The 17,664-nt window shown below is 63.9% G+C and carries 16 protein-coding genes; 12 read left to right on the top strand and 4 right to left on the bottom strand.

The features are described from left to right. Window positions 1-95: 95 nt before the first annotated feature. A complete protein-coding gene (locus tag A9K71_RS21010) occupies window positions 96-1,787 on the top strand; it encodes a hypothetical protein (protein ID WP_156752734.1) in 1,692 nt (563 codons plus the stop codon). A gap of 85 nt (window positions 1,788-1,872) precedes the next feature. On the opposite strand, the gene A9K71_RS21015 is transcribed toward A9K71_RS21010, so the two are convergent. Together A9K71_RS21015 and A9K71_RS21020 are read right to left on the bottom strand one after the other, a co-directional pair. Then, complete coding sequence (locus A9K71_RS21015; protein WP_067000256.1) at window positions 1,873-2,754, bottom strand: DMT family transporter; 882 nt, start codon at window positions 2,752-2,754, stop codon at window positions 1,873-1,875. An 80-nt stretch (window positions 2,755-2,834) separates the two neighbouring features. After that, entirely contained in the window at window positions 2,835-3,635 is an 801-nt protein-coding gene (locus A9K71_RS21020) for an IclR family transcriptional regulator (RefSeq protein ID WP_067000259.1), read from the bottom strand. A 239-nt stretch (window positions 3,636-3,874) separates the two neighbouring features. Here A9K71_RS21020 and A9K71_RS21025 point away from each other — a divergent pair, with 239 nt between their 5' ends. Genes A9K71_RS21025 through A9K71_RS21040 form a run of 4 tightly spaced genes read left to right on the top strand, consistent with a single transcriptional unit; the run spans window position 3,875 to window position 8,381 of the window. After that, entirely contained in the window at window positions 3,875-4,927 is a 1,053-nt protein-coding gene (locus A9K71_RS21025; protein ID WP_067000263.1) for an ABC transporter substrate-binding protein, read from the top strand. A 24-nt stretch (window positions 4,928-4,951) separates the two neighbouring features. Next, window positions 4,952-6,451, top strand: coding sequence for a sugar ABC transporter ATP-binding protein (locus tag A9K71_RS21030; RefSeq protein ID WP_067000266.1), 1,500 nt, complete (start codon window positions 4,952-4,954; stop codon window positions 6,449-6,451). After that, window positions 6,448-7,413 carry an ABC transporter permease gene (locus A9K71_RS21035; protein WP_067000270.1) on the top strand — a complete coding sequence of 322 codons (966 nt, stop codon included), beginning with the start codon at window positions 6,448-6,450 and terminating at the stop codon, window positions 7,411-7,413. Before A9K71_RS21030 ends, A9K71_RS21035 begins: the two co-directional genes overlap by 4 nt. After that, complete coding sequence (locus A9K71_RS21040) at window positions 7,410-8,381, top strand: ABC transporter permease (protein ID WP_067000273.1); 972 nt, start codon at window positions 7,410-7,412, stop codon at window positions 8,379-8,381. Before A9K71_RS21035 ends, A9K71_RS21040 begins: the two co-directional genes overlap by 4 nt. On the opposite strand, the gene A9K71_RS21045 is transcribed toward A9K71_RS21040, so the two are convergent. Continuing rightward, window positions 8,355-9,299, bottom strand: coding sequence for an amidohydrolase family protein (locus A9K71_RS21045; RefSeq protein WP_067000276.1), 945 nt, complete (start codon window positions 9,297-9,299; stop codon window positions 8,355-8,357). The genes A9K71_RS21040 and A9K71_RS21045 overlap by 27 nt on opposite strands. A 68-nt stretch (window positions 9,300-9,367) precedes the next feature. Between A9K71_RS21045 and A9K71_RS21050 the strand changes: the two genes are divergently transcribed. The 5 genes from A9K71_RS21050 (at window position 9,368) to A9K71_RS21070 (ending at window position 13,968) form a co-directional block, all read left to right on the top strand. Further along, the gene (locus tag A9K71_RS21050; protein WP_067000279.1) at window positions 9,368-10,693 is read left to right on the top strand and encodes an alanine racemase; all 1,326 of its coding nucleotides are present in this window, start codon (window positions 9,368-9,370) and stop codon (window positions 10,691-10,693) included. 34 nt (window positions 10,694-10,727) lie between these two features. After that, a complete protein-coding gene (locus tag A9K71_RS21055) occupies window positions 10,728-11,072 on the top strand; it encodes a RidA family protein (RefSeq protein ID WP_067000282.1) in 345 nt (114 codons plus the stop codon). A 9-nt stretch (window positions 11,073-11,081) separates the two neighbouring features. Further along, the gene (locus tag A9K71_RS21060; RefSeq protein WP_067000285.1) at window positions 11,082-12,092 is read left to right on the top strand and encodes a succinylglutamate desuccinylase/aspartoacylase family protein; all 1,011 of its coding nucleotides are present in this window, start codon (window positions 11,082-11,084) and stop codon (window positions 12,090-12,092) included. A 38-nt stretch (window positions 12,093-12,130) separates the two neighbouring features. After that, complete coding sequence (locus A9K71_RS21065; RefSeq protein WP_067000917.1) at window positions 12,131-13,309, top strand: hypothetical protein; 1,179 nt, start codon at window positions 12,131-12,133, stop codon at window positions 13,307-13,309. A 155-nt stretch (window positions 13,310-13,464) separates the two neighbouring features. Further along, window positions 13,465-13,968 carry a hypothetical protein gene (locus tag A9K71_RS21070; protein ID WP_067000288.1) on the top strand — a complete coding sequence of 168 codons (504 nt, stop codon included), beginning with the start codon at window positions 13,465-13,467 and terminating at the stop codon, window positions 13,966-13,968. A gap of 28 nt (window positions 13,969-13,996) precedes the next feature. Here A9K71_RS21070 and A9K71_RS21075 read toward each other — a convergent pair whose 3' ends face one another. Then, complete coding sequence (locus A9K71_RS21075) at window positions 13,997-15,325, bottom strand: DNA polymerase IV (RefSeq protein WP_067000290.1); 1,329 nt, start codon at window positions 15,323-15,325, stop codon at window positions 13,997-13,999. A 65-nt stretch (window positions 15,326-15,390) separates the two neighbouring features. Here A9K71_RS21075 and A9K71_RS21080 point away from each other — a divergent pair, with 65 nt between their 5' ends. Together A9K71_RS21080 and A9K71_RS21085 are read left to right on the top strand one after the other, a co-directional pair. Continuing rightward, window positions 15,391-15,966 (top strand): GNAT family N-acetyltransferase, encoded by a 576-nt coding sequence (locus tag A9K71_RS21080; RefSeq protein ID WP_067000293.1) that lies wholly within the window; start codon window positions 15,391-15,393, stop codon window positions 15,964-15,966. A gap of 101 nt (window positions 15,967-16,067) precedes the next feature. Continuing rightward, window positions 16,068-17,651, top strand: coding sequence for a hypothetical protein (locus A9K71_RS21085; protein ID WP_067000296.1), 1,584 nt, complete (start codon window positions 16,068-16,070; stop codon window positions 17,649-17,651). Window positions 17,652-17,664 lie beyond the last annotated feature (13 nt).

Genomic DNA, 17,664 nt, shown 5'->3' on the forward strand with positions numbered 1-17,664 from the left:
ACCGAACAGGGCTCCAAACGTCTGGGCCGTGTGGCCTAGCCAATTTTCTTAATTAACGTCGCTTAAATCTGAGGTTCATTCCAGGGCGGGATTGAATGCGATCAGAAGCAGGTCTGACTGATTTATTCGGTGCAGGATCGCGCCGCTTAACGATCTTTCTACGCGCTTTGATCGTACTGAAGATCGCGTTGTTGTTCGCCTTGGCTTGGAATTGCCGATTCGTCATGGACGAATTTGGTCAGCTTGGATACGCGAAGCATTTGTTTAATGGCCTGTTCGCCACCGTGCAGCCAAGCAAGGCGGTCGGTTCCACCGCCTTTTACAAGCTGGCTCACCTGATCGGTTGGGATGCCACGTCCATTCTGCTTGTCGGTCGTATGCAGACCGCGTTGCTGGCATGCGCGACCATTGCTTTGGTCTACGCCTGCGCTCGCGCGCTTGGGGAGGATCGGGTTCGTGCCTTGGCCATTGTCCTCGTCCTCTTGTGCTTCTCGAATTTCATGGAGCGCATCTTTCGCACTATCGCCGAACCGCTGGCGGTGTTCTTCGCCGTAGGGGCGCTGCTGGTCGTGCTACGGGCCCGTGAATTGAGGGGATGGCAGCTTGTCGCTGCCGGCGCCTTGAGCGGCCTGTCGTTTCTCGCAACGCAGAAATCAATCTACTTCAACCTTGCGCTAGGCTTTGGCCTTGTCGCCGACGCGGCTTTGATGAAACGCTACCTGGCAGGCATGGCCCGCGGGGCATGGCTCGTGCTGGGATGGACTCTCCCTATAATCGCATATTGCTTCATGTTCGGCGGCGCCGACCCTGTTCCCATCGCCAAGAGCCTGGTGTTCGGCCCTGTTGAGGTCGCGACGCGCGGCGGCGGTGACTACGGGGGGCTGAGGCGCTTCGTGGTTCAGACGCTCGCGCGCAACTATGTTCTTTACGTCTTCTGTTTCGCCGGCATGGCTCTGTCTCTGATACAGATCATGAAGCTCGACGAGCGGAGGCGAATTGCGCTGATCTTCTCTGTCGTCATCACGGTGCTGGTCTTCGCGCATGACCAGCCGTGGCCCTACGTGTTCATCATGGCGTTGCCGTTCATGTCGCTATGGTCGTTGACGATGCTCGACGGCCTCGCAGCCCGCGCGCGTTATCTGCGCCTGGCGTGGATAGCCTTGGTCACGGCGATGGCCATAAGCTTCGTTGCCAATTTGCTTTACTTTCGCTTTGACAATACCGCCCAACTTGAGCTGGTGGCGCGCGCAGAGTCATTGCTTGCACCCGATGAGCGGTACTTCGACGGCATAGGAATGTTGCCCAATCGAATGGAGCCGACAACTTTGTGGCTCGACAAACACTACGTGCTCGTGACCTTGCGGGAAAGCGGGCGTTCCGAGGCTTACAATGTGCTGAGCAAGTCTCGCCCGAAGCTGATCCTGTGGTCCTACCGGATGGACTATATCTATCCGGTAGTCGCGCCCCTGATCTTGAACAGTTATGTCCGTGTGGCGCCAAACCTCAGGATCGCTGGTTTCCGCCTGCAACCCGGTGAGCGGAAGATCTTTGATGTTCCTATTGCTGGAACTTATGCGCTCTACAGCGCCGATGGAACGCCTTTGCGGGGCCGGGTCGAAATCGACGGCACCGTGCTTGATCCGCCATTTCACCTTGCGACCGGGCCAAAGACCGTAACATTGCGCAACGGTGCGGGCGAAGCCCTGCTGCTGCCAGCGGGCGCTTACGCCGGACATTTCAAGGCCGGCGGCGACAACGATTTTCTATTTGACGGCGTCTACGATTGAGCGACGCAGCGAGTGATGACGGTCCCGCCGACGCCAGCCAGCTTGTCGGATCGCAGGCAACCCAACCGGGCGTCTGACCTCACAGCTAGGAGGTCGCGATTTCGGCAGGCTGAGGCGCCTTGCGCTGCAGGTTGAGGAGATTGCCCGTCAGGATCAGCAAGGCGCCGCCGGCGGTGAAGACATCGATCTGCTCGTTGTAAAGCAGCCATCCGATCAGCGCCGACAGCGGGACGCGCAGGAAGTCCATCGGCGAAATGACGGTCGCATCGGCGTGGCTGAGCGCGCGGGCCATGCAGAAATGGGAGGACATGCCGGTGAAGGCGACCACCAATATCGACGGCCACAGTTCGACTGCCGGGTTGCGCCAGACATAGAGCGCCGGGACGAGGCCGACCACCGACTGAATGATCAGCATCCAGAAGATGATGCGCACGACGCTGTCGGTTTGTGTCAGCGACTTGACCATGACCACCGAGACGCCGAAGCACATTGCGGCTCCCAGCACGACGAGTTGCCCGGGATCGACCGAGCCGACGCCGGGACGCACGATGATCACCACGCCGATCAGCCCCAGCACGATTGCCGTCAGCCTGGGCCGCGACAGCCTTTCGCCGAGAAAGCTCACCGCCAGGATCGCCGTCCAGATCGGGGTCGTGAACTCGATCGAGATCAGCACGGCAAGGGGAATCAAGGTCAGCGCATAGAGCCAGGCGGCCTGGCCGGCATAATGGACGACGTTGCGGGCGATGTGGGCGAGCGGGCGCTGGGTGCGCATCGCCCTAAAGCCGCCGCCCGTCAGCACCAGCGGCAGCAGGATGAAGAAGCCGATCACCGAGCGCAACTCCAGCACCTGGAAGACATTGAGCGCGGCCGTCGCGGTGCGGCCGGCGACCGACATCGCCAGGAACGAGGCGATCGACAGCGCCATCCAGAGCGCGGCCTTGGTGATAGAGGGAGCGGGTGCCATTGGCGCTATGTCGCAAGACCGTCGTTGTGCCGCAATCGGTAGTCGCGGCATTCGACTGGGCCAGACGGCCGCATTCCGGCTCAGCTTCCGGCGAGCGACAGTGCGCGGGCGCGCTCGCGCAGCAGCTCAAGCAACTGGTTGCGACGCGGCTCCGGCGTATCGACCGGCAGCACAAAGCAAAGCGTCGTGTTGATGGCGCCGTGGCTGTCGCGGATGGGAGCCGCCATGCACCAGGTGAAACGGTCGGCGAGCGCCGAGGTCTCGCTGAAGCCCTGCCGGCGAGCCAGGTCGACATCCGCGAAGAATTCGTCGGGAGCGATGACCCGGCCGTCGGGGAGTTCGTAGTCGGCGGCAGGAATGAAATCCTTGAGTTCCGTCTCCTGCATATGGCCGACCAGCAGCCGCCCCGACGCCGTCCAGGGGATCGGCACCTCGACACCGACATCGCTCGAGATGCGGAAAGGGCCGGGAGAATCCCGGCAATCGAGAACGACATATTTGTTGCCGCGCAGACCACAGAGCTGAACGGTCTCGCCGGTCTCGGCCGCCATCCTGTCCAGCGTTTCAAGGATGCGGCGATAGTGTGCGTTGTGATGCGAGTACGCCCATCCGAACAAGTGCATCGCCCGCCCGAAATAGACGTAGCCCTCGGACCCGACATTTTCGAGCATCTCGGCTTCGAGCAGGCTGTTGACGATCTCATAAGTCGTCGAACGGGGTGCGTTGATCATCTTTGCGATGTCGCCGATGCGCATCGGCGCGCGATGCTTCAGCAGGGCCTCGAGCAGCATGATGACGCGGTCGATGCCGCGGCGGCGCTCGCCGGGCTGTGGTTGTGCCCCGGCGCCTGCCTCGATCAAACCAGTTGCGCCTTCGCTCATGCCAGCCGCCCAAAAATCATTTTCGGCTCTCGTCTCAAGACGCTTGAAAGATGTCAAGGCTCAGTCTAGCATCCCGTTTGTCCGATATACAGACATGTTGTCTGGAATATCGGACAAACTAACGAGCCGGGCAGAAGAAGTCCAGACGACGAACGAGCGGTTTCCGCGACGCGGCGACCGCGGTGTTTCGCCGTCCCGACTCCGCACGTCCGGACAAGAGCTACAGAAGGGGAACCGTCATGAAGAAGTCATCGTTTTTCGCATCCGCCAGCGCCCTTTGCCTCGGTCTCGTCCTGGCCGTCGGTGTCGCCTCGCAGGCCGATGCGGCCGCGAAGTGCATCAAGGGCGACCGCAAGGCGCCGTATACGATCGGCTGGGCCAACATCTATTCCGTGCCGACCTGGATGAAGCAGACCCAGGGCACGATCGAAGCCGAGGTCGAGGCGCTCAAGAAGCAGGGGCTGGTCGACAAGCTGGTCGTGACCGACGCCCAGGGCGACGCCAATGTGCAGATCCAACAGATCCAGTCGATGATCGATTCCAATGTCGACGCCATCATTCTGATCGCCGGTTCCTCGACCGCTCCGGCGCGCGTGATCGCGGATGCATGCGCCAAGGGCATCGCGATCATCAACTTCGACAGCCTGGTCGATACCGACCAGGTGACGGCCAAGGTCAACACGGATTCCTCGCAGTGGGGCGACCAGGCTGCGAAGTTCCTGATCGACGCCATCGGCGGCAAGGGCAAGATCCTCATCCTCAACGGCCCGGCCGGCGTTTCGGTCAGCGACGACCGCCGCAAGGGCGCCGATGCCGAGCTCAAGGCCCATCCCGACGTGAAAATCCTCGCCGAGACCAACACGCCGTACAATGTCGCGCCGGCCCAGGAAGCCGTCACCAGCCTGCTGTTCGCCAATCCCGAGATCGACGGCATCCTGTCGCTCGGCGGCGCGCTCTCGGCCGGTGCGGTGCTCGCGCTCGACAAGCAGGGCCGCGACCAGGTGCCGATCACCGGCGAGAATGCGCGCCAGTTCCTCGAGCTGTGGAAGGAAAAGGGCCTGAAGAGCTGGGCGACCATGCAGCCGAACTGGCTCGGCGCCTTTGCCACCTACACCGCGGTCCAGGCGCTGGAGGGCAAGGACGTGCCGGCCTTCGTCAAGATTCCGCTGCCGGTCATCGATAATTCCAACATCGATCAATACCTCGCCCGGGCGAAAGATTTCCCGGCTGACGGCTACATCTATTCGCCCTACGATGAGGAGCTGTTCAAGAAGCTGCTGGCGCAGAAGTAGGCCGGAAGGGTCGCAGCATTGACCATGGCTCCGCTCCTTGCCGCGCGGGGGGTGTCGAAGGCGTTCTTCGGCAACCCCGTCCTGCGCGACGTCTCCATCGCTCTCCAGCCGGGCCGCGTGCATGCGCTGCTCGGCGAGAACGGCGCCGGAAAGTCGACCTTGATCAACCTCCTGTCGGGCGCCTTGCGCCCGGACAGCGGGACCATCGAGGTCGATGGGCGTGCCGTGGCACGCATGACGCCAGCGCTCGCGCGGCAGGCCGGCATCGCCGTCGTGCAGCAAGAGCTCAGCCTGACGGCCAGCCTTTCGATAGCCGAGAACATCGGCATCGGCGCCTATCCCAAGCGCTTCGGGCTAGTCGATTACAGGGAGCTTGCCGCGCGGGCGAAGGCGGCATGCAAACTTGTCGGCCTCGACGAGCCGTTGTCGACACCGGTTGGGAATCTATCTCTCGGGCGACGGCAGATGGTGGAGATCGCCAAGGCTCTCTATCGCCGGCCGCGCGTGCTCATCCTCGACGAGCCGACCTCGTCGCTCTCGGCGACGGAAACGAAAATACTCACCGCCCTGTTGGGACGGTTGCGTGGAGAAGGCGTCGCCATTCTCTACATCTCGCACCGGCTCAACGAGGTGATGGCGCTCTGCCAGCATGTGACCGTGCTGAAGGACGGCACCTGCACGGCCGACCGGTCGCTGGAGGGAACCGACGCGACTGGATTGGTGCGCCTGATGGTCGGCCGCGACCCCGGCGATCTCTTTCCGAAATGGCAGCCGTCGGTATCGCCCGGCGCCGCCATCTCGGTCCGCGGCTTCTCGGCCGGCCTGATGCACGACGTCGACCTCGACATCGGGACCGGCGAGGTGCTGGGCATAGGCGGCCTGGTCGGTCAGGGGCAGGAGGATCTGCTGCTCGGTCTTTATGGGGCCATCCCGGCGAGGACGGTTTCGGCGACGGTAAACGGCGTGTCGGGCCTGCCGGGCAATGTGCCGAAAGCCAACGCGCTGGGGCTCGCCTATGTGCCAGCCGACCGTAAGCGCGAGGGCCTCCACCTTATTCATCCGATCATCACCAACATGATGTTGCCTTCCCTCGCGAGGCTTCCGTCGTTGAAGCTGCGCAGCCGCAAGGCTGAACGCCAGAAGGGAAGGGATCTCGCCGCCCAGCTTTCCATCAAGGGCGACCTGCAGCGTCCGGCGCAGGCCTTGTCGGGCGGTAATCAGCAGAAGGTCGCACTGGCGAAGTGGATGCCGCACGATCCGCTGGTGCTGCTGCTCAACGATCCCACGCGTGGCGTCGATGTCGAGACCAAGCGCGAAATCTATCTGATGCTTCGCGCCTTCGCCGCGGCTGGCAAGGCGGTCGTGCTGCTCAGTTCCGATACGCCGGAACTGGTGCATCTATGCGACCGCGTCGCGGTGGTTCGTGAAGGTCGCGTCGTCAGGATGCTCGAGCGTGCCGCGCTGAGCGAGGAAGCCATCGTGTCGGCGGCGATGGGTGCAGAGAGGCGGAAGGTGGCGGCATGAGCATCATTCCATCCGCGAGAGCCGACGGCGCGCTCTACTGGCAGGTGCAGGCGCGCCGCAACATCGGCGTTCGCAGCCTTTTCCTGGTGGTGCTGGCGTTTCTCATCGCCTATGCCGTGCTTTTTCCGGGCCTGTTCACGGTCTCCGGCTTTGCCAAGTTCACCCAGAGCTGGTTCCCGCTGGCGCTGGTGGCGATGGCGCAGGCGATCCTCATGCTCACCGGCGGCATCAGCCTTGCGATCGGTGCGACCGTCAGCCTCGGCGCGGTCATTGCCGCGACCACCATGGGCGGACCGCTGGGCGTCGCCGGCGGCGCGGCCGCCGTGGCGCTTGCCGGGCTCGGCATTGGCGCCGCGACCGGCTTCATCGTGGTCAGGCTGCGCCTGCCGGCGATCGTGGTGACGCTCGCCGGCTCGTTCATCATCGGCGGCGCCGCACTGCTGATCCTGCCGAGGCCCGGCGGCTCAATCCCGACTTGGCTGTCCGACCTGCTTGCCGGCGACACGCCAGCGGCGTTCGTGCTGCTGGTGGTGATCGTCCTGCTATGGAAGCTCTATCTCGCCACGCCGCCTGGATTGAGCCTCTATGCCGCCGGCGAGAATCCGGTCGGGGCTTACCGTTCCGGTGTGCCGGTCGACGCGGCGCGTGTGGCTGCCTATGCGATCAGCGGCCTCTTGTCGACCGGCGCCGGGCTGTTCGTCGCCGCGCAAACGGGGTCTGGCGATCCGGTCATCGGCACCGCCTTCACGCTCAATTCCATTGCCGCTGCCGTGCTTGGCGGCATTGGCTTTCTCGGCGGGCAGGGCACCATGCGCGGCGCGCTCGCCGGCAGCCTGCTGCTCAGCCTGATGATCAGCGTGATGTTCTTCCTCGGCTTCACCCCGGTAGCGCAGTATGTCGCGCAAGGGCTGATCATCATCGGCGCCGTCGCCATCCCGCAATTCCGCAAGGTGCAGCAATGACAGCGTGGACCGACAGCGCCGGCGGCAGACGCGCCAGGGCGATCCTCACCAGCCGGCCGTTCCTCACCCTTGCCATCGTCGTCGCAGTCTGGATCGCGGCGAGCTTCGCATCGCGCGGCTTCGGCGCCTACGGACATCTGCGCTACCTGGTAGAACTTGGCGCGGTGATCGGCCTCGTGGCGGCCGGGCAGACCTTCGTGGTGATCGCCGGCGGCATCGATCTCTCCGTGGCAGCGATCGTCACCGTCAGCGCTATCAGCCTGCCGCTGCTGTCATGGCAGGCCGATCCGACCGGCCTTGCCTCCGTGCTCGCGGTGCTCGCGCTGACCACGGCTATCGGCGTGGTCAACGGGTTAGGGGTGGCGCTGCTGCGCGTCCATCCGATGATCATGACGCTGGCCATGGCGACATTCCTGCAGGGTCTGCTGATCATCATTGCCGGCGGCAGTGCCGTCACCGCCGAGAACCCGCTGGTTCATTGGCTTGGCAATGCGAGGCCGGCCGGCATTCCGGCCGGCATCCTGCTATGGATCGCGGTTTCCGTGCTCGTGCTGACACTGATGCATGCAACGCCTTTCGGCGCCCGCATCTTCGCCATGGGCGCCAATCCGCTTGCGGCTTCGTTATCGGGCGTGCCGATCACTTCCACGACATTGGCTGTCTACGGCATCAGCGGATTCACGGCGGGGCTCGCGGGCGTGCTCGTGCTCGGCATGAACGGGCAGGGCTATGTCGGGATCGGCGATCCTTATCTGCTCGCCTCGATCGCCGCAGTGGTGCTTGGCGGCACCTCGATCCTCGGCGGGCTCGGCACCTATGCCGGCACCATCCCGGGAGCCATCCTGCTGGTGACGATCACTGCGCTGATCACCGTGGTCAATGCATCGCCCGGCTGGCGCAGCATCCTGTTCGGTTCGTTGATCCTCGGGCTGCTGCTGCTCTCAGGCAGGGAGCAAGCCCGGCGATGACCCGGCGTCCAGGCGATAGATGCGAGCGGCGTTGCCAAAGAACAGCGCCGCCTGCTCATCCCGGGAAAGATCGGCGGTGATGACCTTGAAGCTGTCATATACCTCATCGAACGAGGCGTGCAGGCCGGCGACCGGGAAGTCGGAGCCGAACATGGCGCGCTTCATGCCGAAGCAGTCGATGCAATGCAGAACGATCGGCCGCAGACTTTCGAGCGTCCAGTCATGATCGTAAGCGACCAGGTCGGATATCTTGATGGCGACGTTGTCGCGCTCGGCCAGCAGGCGCAGCCCGTCTCGCCATCTCTGCAAGCCTTCGGGGTCACGGTCGATCGGGCTGCCGCAATGGTTGAGGACGAATTGCTGGTCGGGAAAGGCTGCGGCGAGGTGCGCTGCCTCGGCCAGTTGGCGTGGAAACACCATCAGGTCGAAGGAGAGCCCGTACCGGGCGAGCGAGCCAAGGCCGGCGCGCCAGGCGGGATCGTCCATTATGCCGTCGCGAGCGGCGAAGCGCCGGGCGGGATCAGGGTCCCAGCTCAGAATGTCGCGTATGCCGATGACGCGGTCGAACGCGGCCTGCGCCTCGATCAACTCCGCCGCGTTGTGGCTCGCCAACGGCACATGGACGACGTAGCGCGCCGCTACGCCGCCGCACGACTTGTCGAGCGTCTCGAGCCAGCGGGTCTCGCCGACGCTGTCGTCGCTCGCCCAGCCGGCTTCGACATGGACGCTGGCGACGATATTGTGCCGCGCGGCGTCGCGCAGATAATCCTCGGGCAGATAGTTGCGGCGCAAGGCATCAAGCTCGCCGAGGCCGCCGCGTTCGCCGGCAGAGGCGGCCAGCCAGGGATGGCGGCCGAGGCTGAGATCCCAGAGATGGTGATGGGCGTCGATGATGGGTCCGGAGTAGGGATTTGGCACGCGGTTCCCTCAGGCCTTGGCCGGCAATCGGTTGAGCCATTGTTCGGCGACGGAAGGGTTAGCATCGGATGAGCGAGAACACACCGGCCCAATTGCTTGTCGTGCATGAAAATTTCATGCTCGACGATCGTATCCGTGGCGTGCCCCCCGGCACGTCCGGATTGGATTCCAGCCTGGCCGGACAGCAAGGCTGGCATCCGGCCGATGGCCGCATGTCGCTGCCGCTGCTCACCCTTGACGAAGCGGCCTTCGCCTCAAATCGCGACTTGTTCCTGCGTTATGCGCGCGAGCAGGGCGCTGCGGTCGCGCCGCATGCCAAGACGCCGATGGCGCCGGATCTCGCCCATTCGCTGGTCAAGGCCGGTGCCTGGGGCACGACGGTCGCCGATATAAGGCAGGCAACGGTGATGCTGAAGGCGGGTCTCTCGAGACTGATCATTGCCAACGAGGTCGGCGGCGCAGGTGGTGCAGGCCGGCTCGCGAAACTGACTGGCGCGTGGCCGGATGCCGAGCTCTATGTCTTCGCCGACTCGGTCGCGGCCGTGCGGGCACTGGCGGATGCGTGGCGGGCAGCTGCCGATCTCCCGCCGTTGCGTGTCCTGGTCGAGCTCGGCGCGGCGAGGGCGGGCGCACGAACCACGGCAGAGGCCGAGGCAATCGCCGATGCCGTCGCTGCGACCGGCGGACCGCTGCGCATTGCCGGCGTCGGCACCTATGAAGGCGCCGCCGCTCAGCCTGATCCGCTGCGCACCGATGAAGCGGTCTCTGCGCTGCTGGCAGCGGTGGGCGACATGTTCCTCAGGCTCCGCGCTCGCCTCGGCAGCGAGGCTCCCCTGGTCGTGACGGCCGGCGGGTCGGTCTTCTTCGACAGGGTGGTGGCGGCGCTTTCGCCGCTGGTCGAACAGGACGGCAAGGCGACGCTGGTGCTGCGCAGCGGCGCCATCTTCTTCCACGACCACGGCGTCTATGACCGATCGCTTGGCGCGGTCGACAGCCGCAGCGGTTTCGAGCTCGGCGGCGCCACCGCCTCGGCGCGCAATTCTTTCCGTCCGGTCCTGCGTGTCTGGGCCGAAGTGCTTTCGCGGCCGGAACCTGATCTCGCCATTTGCGGCATGGGCATGCGCGACGTCTCCTTCGACCAGGGTTTCCCCAAGCCGCTCAGGGTGTATCGTTCGGGCGATCCGCTGCCAGCTTCACCTGAGAAATCACAGGTAATCAAGCTCAACGATCAGCATGCCTTCCTGGCTCTCCAGCCTGGCGACGACATCGCGGTCGGCGACGTCATCGAATTCGGCATTTCGCATCCCTGCACCTGCCTCGACCGCTATCGCGTTCTTTTCGGCGTGGATGCGACCGGTCGTGTAGCCCATGCCATTCCGACCTATTTCGGCTGACCAGGCCTCCAAAAAGAACTCGAAAGGATCCGAGATGATCAAATACTTCCAGTCCGGCTCTCGCATGTCACAGGCCGTGGTGTATGGCGGCATGGTGCATATAGCCGGCCAGGTCGCCAACGACCGCAAGGGGGGCATCGAAGCGCAGACCAGCGATGTTCTGGCCAAAGTCGAGGCGCTGCTGCATGAGGCCGGCAGCAGCAAGTCGAAGCTCGTGGCGGTCAACATCTTCCTGCCGCAGATCGGCGATTTCGACGCGATGAACAAGATCTACGATGCCTGGGTGGATCCCGAGCGCCTGCCGGCACGCGCCTGCGTCGAAGCGCGTCTGGCCGACCCGGACCTGCGCATCGAAGTCACCGCCGTCGCGGCCGTCTGAGAGGACAGCATGCATACCGGCCTTGTCCACACGCTCGATTTTGACCGCGAAGGCAAAACGCTCGGCTATCTCAGCATTCCGTTCTCGGTCGACCGCTCTCCCTATTTCCAGGTCAAGGTACCGATCTGCACCATTCGCAACGGGAAGGGTCCCTCACTGCTGCTGATGGCTGGCAACCACGGCGACGAGTATGAGGGCGAGCTGTCGCTGGCCAAGCTGATCCGCCGGCTCGATCCGGCCGCAATCAGCGGTCGCATCACAATCCTGCCGATGGCGAATGCGCCGGCGGTTATGGCCGCCAAGCGCTGCTCGCCGCTGGACGGCGGCAACCTCAACCGCGCGTTCCCGGGCGATCCGTCGGGCACGCCGACCAGTCGGCTCGCCCATTTCCTGGAAACGGAACTGTTTCCCCGTCACGATGTCGTTTTCGACATTCACTCGGGCGGCACCTCGATGGAGCATCTGCCGACGGCACTGGTCGAGCGTAATGCCGATGCCGAGCGCCATCGGCGGGGTGTCGAGCTAATGCGCGCGCTCGGGATGCCGTTCGGCTTCATCGCAGACAACGGCCAGGCCTCGCCGACCTCGATGGGTGCCGCGCGCCGGGCGGGCGCGATCGGCGTCAGCGGCGAATTCGGCGGCGGCGGAACCGCTACCGTCGATTCGATGACGCTTACCGCTCGGGCGCTCGATCGCCTGATGGTCGTGCTGGGCGTGGTCGCGGCGCCGGTGCTCACATCGGACGCAGAGCCGGCGAAGCCGACGCGGTTGCTTTCGCTGTCGAGGCACAGCCAGGGTATCTACTCGACGCGGCGCGGGTGGTTCGAGCCTGCGGTCCGCCTGGGCGACCGCGTGAGTGCTGGCCAGCTTGCGGGATGGTATCACGATCTCGAACGGCTGGAGCTTGCCGAGGAGGCGCTGCATTTCTCCGAGAGCGGCATTGTGCTGTCGCGCCGGCTGCACACCATGTGCGAGGCGGGCGACTGCCTGATGCAAGTGGCCGAGCCGGTCGAAGGCTGACGCCGGCACCGGAAGGGGCGAGGATCCAAAGGATGAGCATGCAGCTTTCGATGTGGACATATCCCTGGGACATTCAGGATCTCGGCCTGGAGACGGTCGAGCGTGATATTGTCCAGCGCGCCGGCCTCAACATGATCAGCCTGGCCGCCTCCTATCATGCCGGTCGCTTCCTGCAGCCGCGCAGCCCACGGCGGAAAGCCTATTTTCCAGAGGATGGCACCATCTATTTCAAGCCGTCAGCGGCGCGATGGGCCGACCTCGCCATCCAGCCCAAGGTCGCGGATGTTATCAGCGAAGGCGGCGACGTGCTTGGCCAACTCGTCCGCCGGCGGGAACAGGGCGGCCCCGGGGTCTCTTGCTGGACGGTGTGCCTGCACAACACCCGCCTCGGCATGCTTCATCCCGAGGCGGTCACTCGCAACGCCTTCGGCGATCCCAACTATTACAATCTCTGTCCCTCGCATCCCGACGCGCGCGCCTATGTCCGGGCGCTGGTTGCGGACATCTCGCACGGTTACAAACCGGACAGGATCGAACTCGAAAGCCCTTCCTTCATGGGATTTGCCCATGAATACCATCACGAGAAGGACGGCGTCGGCCTGACGCCCGAGGAGGATTTCCTGCTGTCGCTGTGCTTCTGTCCGTCCTGTGTCGATCGCGCGGCTAAAGCCGGGGTCAACGCCGAACGGGCGCGAGCGCTCGTCCGGCAATGGATCATCGAGACCTGCGAGCGCGCAGTGCCGGAGCGGCGCTTCCCCGGTTTTCCAGCGGGCGGACTCGAGGTTTTCGGGCCGTGGCCGGAGCTACACGCCTATCTGGTCTGGCGCTTCGAGCCGGTGACCAGTCTGGTCGCCGAGTTGCGCGAGGTGGCGCATCCGGTCACCAAGGTCCTCATCATCGACCTCAAGGAAGGCTGGCTGGGCGGCTGCGATCTGGCGGCTGTCGGCAAGGTCTGCGACGGGGCGATCCTGTGCGCCTATGACATGCAGGCCGAGGATGTCGCAAGCCTGGTGACGGACGGCCGCGCCGCGCTCGGCGCCGGCAAATTTCTCGGCACCGGCTACCGGCTTTTCTACCCGGAAATGGCGGGTCCGCAGTTGCTAGCGGCGAAGGTCAGCCCGGCGCGGAAAACTGATGTCGATGGCATCAATTTCTATAATTACGGGCTGGTGCCGGCAGCGCGGCTGGATTGGGTGAAGGCCGCGCTCTCGGCCTGAGCCGCCGCCGGCTTAAAATACCCTCACGGCAACCGGCCTTGTTGCAAAACGGTCATATCGGCAGGGGAACCTGCCAAGATCGCTTGCGTTCCTGAGTCTGTTTGCACCTTCCGAAGCCAGGAGGCGTGTTTCGGCTCCAACGGGGGAGAATTTCGATGAGACCAGTGGTTCCGCTCGTTCTCGCCGGCTGCCTGATGACTGCCGCAAGCGCCTACGCCGACGATGCAGATTTCCTGCGCTCGTTCCAGGGCAGCTTCGCCGGCAACGGCACCTTCAAGGTGAGCGCGAATGCGCCGACGGTGAATATCTCCTGCGACTTCAAATCCGGCGCTACCTCGACCTCGCTGTCGCTCGACGGCAAATGCCGCGGGCTGATCTTGATGACGCGGGAGATCAGCGCGGATCTGAAGGCCACCGGCAGGGGCTATAGCGGCGTCTACATCGGCTCGCGTACCGGGCCGGCGCAATTGAACGGCAGCCGCTCGGGCAACGCGCTCAATCTCGGCATCCGTTGGGCAAAGGAGGTCAATGGCGACCGCAAAGCGCAGTTGACCGTCGAAAAGACCGGCAGCGACAGCATGCGGCTGACAGTGACCGACACGGATCCGAAGACCGGCAAGACCATGGTGACGAGCCGGATCGACCTGCAGCGCACCTGATCAAGCCAGCCATGAATGCCAGCCGGTCTCAGTCCTCGAGCGGCTCGGGCGGGTTGGCGGCACGGCCCTTGCCGAAGGTGTAACCGGTCTCGACGGCCTTCCTGCCGAACTTGTCGCGCAGCTCGTCGATCGCGGTTTCGGCCATCGCGCGCTTGCGCGACTGGACGTCGACCAGATCCGGCGGATCGGCCTTCCCGTCGTCGGAAAGATCGCTGACGCCGATGCCGAGCAGGCGGAATTTGGTGCAGTCGGTCTCGCGACGCAACAAATCGAGCCCGGTCTGGAAGATGCGATCGGCCAGCCGTGTCGGATCGCCAAGCTGGCGGTTGCGGGTGCGCAGCTTGAAATCCTGCGTCTTCAGCTTCAGCACCACGGTGCGCCCGGCAATGCCGGATTTCTTCAGCCGCGCCGAGACTTTTTCCGACAGGCCGCGCAGCACCGGCACCAATTCTGCCAGCGAGCCGATGTCGTTGTCGAAGGTGGTTTCGGCCGATACGCTCTTGGCATCGCCGTCGGGGTCGACGCGGCGGTCGTCCTCGCCGCGCGAAAGCCGGTAGAGCCGGTCGCCCATGACACCGTAACGGCGCATCAGCTCGCCGCGCTCCATGCGCTGCAGTTGGGCAATGGTGCGGATGCCGTCGCGCTCGAGCGTCGCGGCCAAGGCCTTGCCGACGCCCCAGATCAGCGTGACCGGCTGCCCGGCAAGAAAGCTTGGCGCTTCCGCTTTGCCGATGACTGAAAAGCCGCGCGGCTTGCGGAAGTCCGACGCGATCTTGGCCAGGAACTTGCAGTAAGAGAGACCGGTGGAAACGGTGATGCCGAGTTCCTTCTCGACGGTCTGCGCGAAGCGGGCCAGCACAAGCGCCGGCGGCATCCCATGCAGCCGCTCGGTACCGGCGAGGTCGAGAAAAGCTTCGTCGATCGACAGCGGCTCGACCAGCGGCGTCAGCGCCTGCATCAGCGCGCGCACCTCGCGGCCGACGCCGACATATTTTTCCATGTTCGGCGCAATCACCACGGCCTCGGGACAAGCCTCGAGCGCCTTGAACATCGGCATCGCCGAGCGCACGCCCTGGATGCGGGCAATGTAGCAGGCAGTGGAGACGACGCCGCGCCTGCCGCCGCCGACGATCAGCGGCTTGTCCTTCAGCGCCGGATTGTCGCGCTTTTCGATGGCGGCATAGAAAGCGTCGCAGTCGATGTGAGCGATGTGCAGCCGGTAGAGTTCCGGATGATGGACAAGGCGCGGGCTGCCGCAGCGCTCGCAACGGCGCGTCTCGCTGCGCTGAGAAGCCAGGCAGTCGCGACAAAAGCCGTGTTCGGGATTGTTGACAGGAGCCGCCATCGCTGCGAACATAAAGAGAACAAGTGCAATGGTACGACAGTGCAGGGCCGGCAACAAGCTTGGCCTGGGGAGAACGTATGAGCACGACCATAGTACCGCTGAGTCCTGAGCGTTGGACCGATTTCGAGGATCTCTTCGGCAAGCAGGGCGCCTGTTACGGCTGCTGGTGCACGCATTTCCGGCTGACTCCGGCGGAGCGGCGGGCGAGCGACCGCGAGCGCAACAAGGATCACATCAAGGCGCGCATCGGAGCCGGCCCGCCTCCAGGGCTTCTGGCTTTCGAGGACGGCAAGGCCGTCGGCTGGATGCAGGTCGGCCCGCGCGCCGACGTGCCCGAATGGAACAATCAAGGCCGGGGCTCGGCGCCTGTCGATCCCGCGGATGCCCAAGACCCGAACGTCTGGGCGATCTCCTGCTTTTTCATTCGCGCCAAGGCGCGGGGCAGGGGCATCACTCATCGCCTTGTCGACGGCGGCATCGCCTTTGCCCGCGAAAATGGCGCCAGGCTGCTGGAAGCCTGCCCGATCGATCTGTCGCGCGATTCGCGTTCGATCGGGCTGTTCGTCGGCTCGTCGCGCGTGTTCGAGAAGGCCGGGTTCGAGAGGCTTCTGGAGCGCAAGCCCGGCAGGCCGCTGATGCGGCTGGTGCTTTAGCCGCTTGAGGATTTGGCTTACGGTCATCGTCTTGCGGCTGTAATGCTTCTTTTCTACCAGAAGACGAAACGATTTGCCTTCCGAGACCGACGGAGACTGACGTGAAGCGTGTTTTGCCACTTGTTTTCATTCTTGCTTTCAGCGCGCCGGCCGTTGCACAGACCGTCGACAGCCAGGGCGCCAAACAGCTTTCGGACAATCTGGCGCGCTATTTCGGCAAGCAGGCGTTCGAGAAGGGCGTGCTCAAGGTCTCGGTCGAAGGCGACGCCTACAAGATCGCAGTGGACGTCAAGGCCCTGGTCAGCGCCCTGCCGGAGCAGAAGCCGTTCAAGATCGACCTCGCGCCCTATGCCTTGTTGGTGAAGCCGCGCAGCGATGGATCCTGGGACGTCAGCTCGGATTTTTCCCAAACCATGTCCTTCGAATTCAACGGACCCGAAGGCCCGCAAAGCATGCAAGTTTCGGTCAAGGACGGCAAGGGCTCCGCCGTCTACGATCCGAACCTGGCGGCGTTCACCAGCGGCGCCAGCTCGATGGCGGGCATGACGATGACGTCTCGGGAAGCCAAGCAGCAGGCGGACGTCACCGCCGGTGCCGGCACCGCGACGATTGCCGCCACCAAGTCGGCCAATGGCGGCGTCGACTTCAAGGCAACGCAAAAGGTCTCGAGCTTCGTCGAGACGATCAAGATCGACGATCCCAACAGCGGAATGAATTTTCCAGTCGCCCTGAAAACGCCCGAACTTTCCGTTGATGCGAATGGCAAGGGCGTACGGACGAAGCCGTTGCTCGACCTTCTTGCCTTTGCCGTCGCCAACGAGGACGAAGCCAAGCTCAAGGCTAACCAGGCGGAGCTCAAATCGCTCCTGTTGGCCGCCCTGCCCGTCTGGGAAAGGATCGACGGCAACTACAGCTTCAAGGATTTCGAGGTGGAGAGCCCCGTCGGCAAGTTCGCGGCGAAGCAGTTCAGCACCGCGTTCGCGATGGACGGAATCTCACCGAACGGCAGAGTCGATTACTCGATCAAGGCCTCCGGCCTGACGATCCCGCAGCAAGCGCTGCCCGCCTGGAGCGTCGCGTTGCTGCCGACGGATATCGACCTCAACTTCGGTGGCGCCAATATTGATCTCGATACGATGGCAAGGAAGACGATCGAAGCCTTTGATCTCAATAAGAATCCGTCGCTGCCGGATGCATTCGGCAAGGCTTTGGTCGAGGATTTCAAGGCCAAGAAGCCCAAGATCGTGTTCGGGCACTCGACAGTGAAGAATGGCGGTATCGAAGTCGCCATGGAAGGCGAGGTGTATTTCCCGGATAGCAAGAAAGCCGATGGGAGCGTGACCATCGACGTCGCCGGCTACGACAGGATCGTCGATGCCCTGAAGGAAGCGGCAAAGAGCGATGAGCAAATGGTGCAGGCCTTCCCGTTCGCGCTTGCCGTCAAGGGTTTTGGCAAGACACTGCCTGACGGTCGCCTGGAGTGGGTGATCAACACCAAGGCCGATGGGTCCATCGTCGTCAACGGCGCCATGCTGAAGGGCCCGGATAAAGTCCAGGACGACAACGCGGGGCAGGACGACAATTCGGGCGGCGATGACGGCGCGAACAGAACGGACAATTCAACCGGCGGGGCCGATTCGGACGGCGGCGACAATGGCGGGGCTGGAGCGAAGCTGCAGCCCTGAGCACTTGAAGGTA

Source organism: Mesorhizobium sp. WSM3873, assembly GCF_001672445.1.
Taxonomy (GTDB): Bacteria; Pseudomonadota; Alphaproteobacteria; order Rhizobiales; family Rhizobiaceae; genus Mesorhizobium.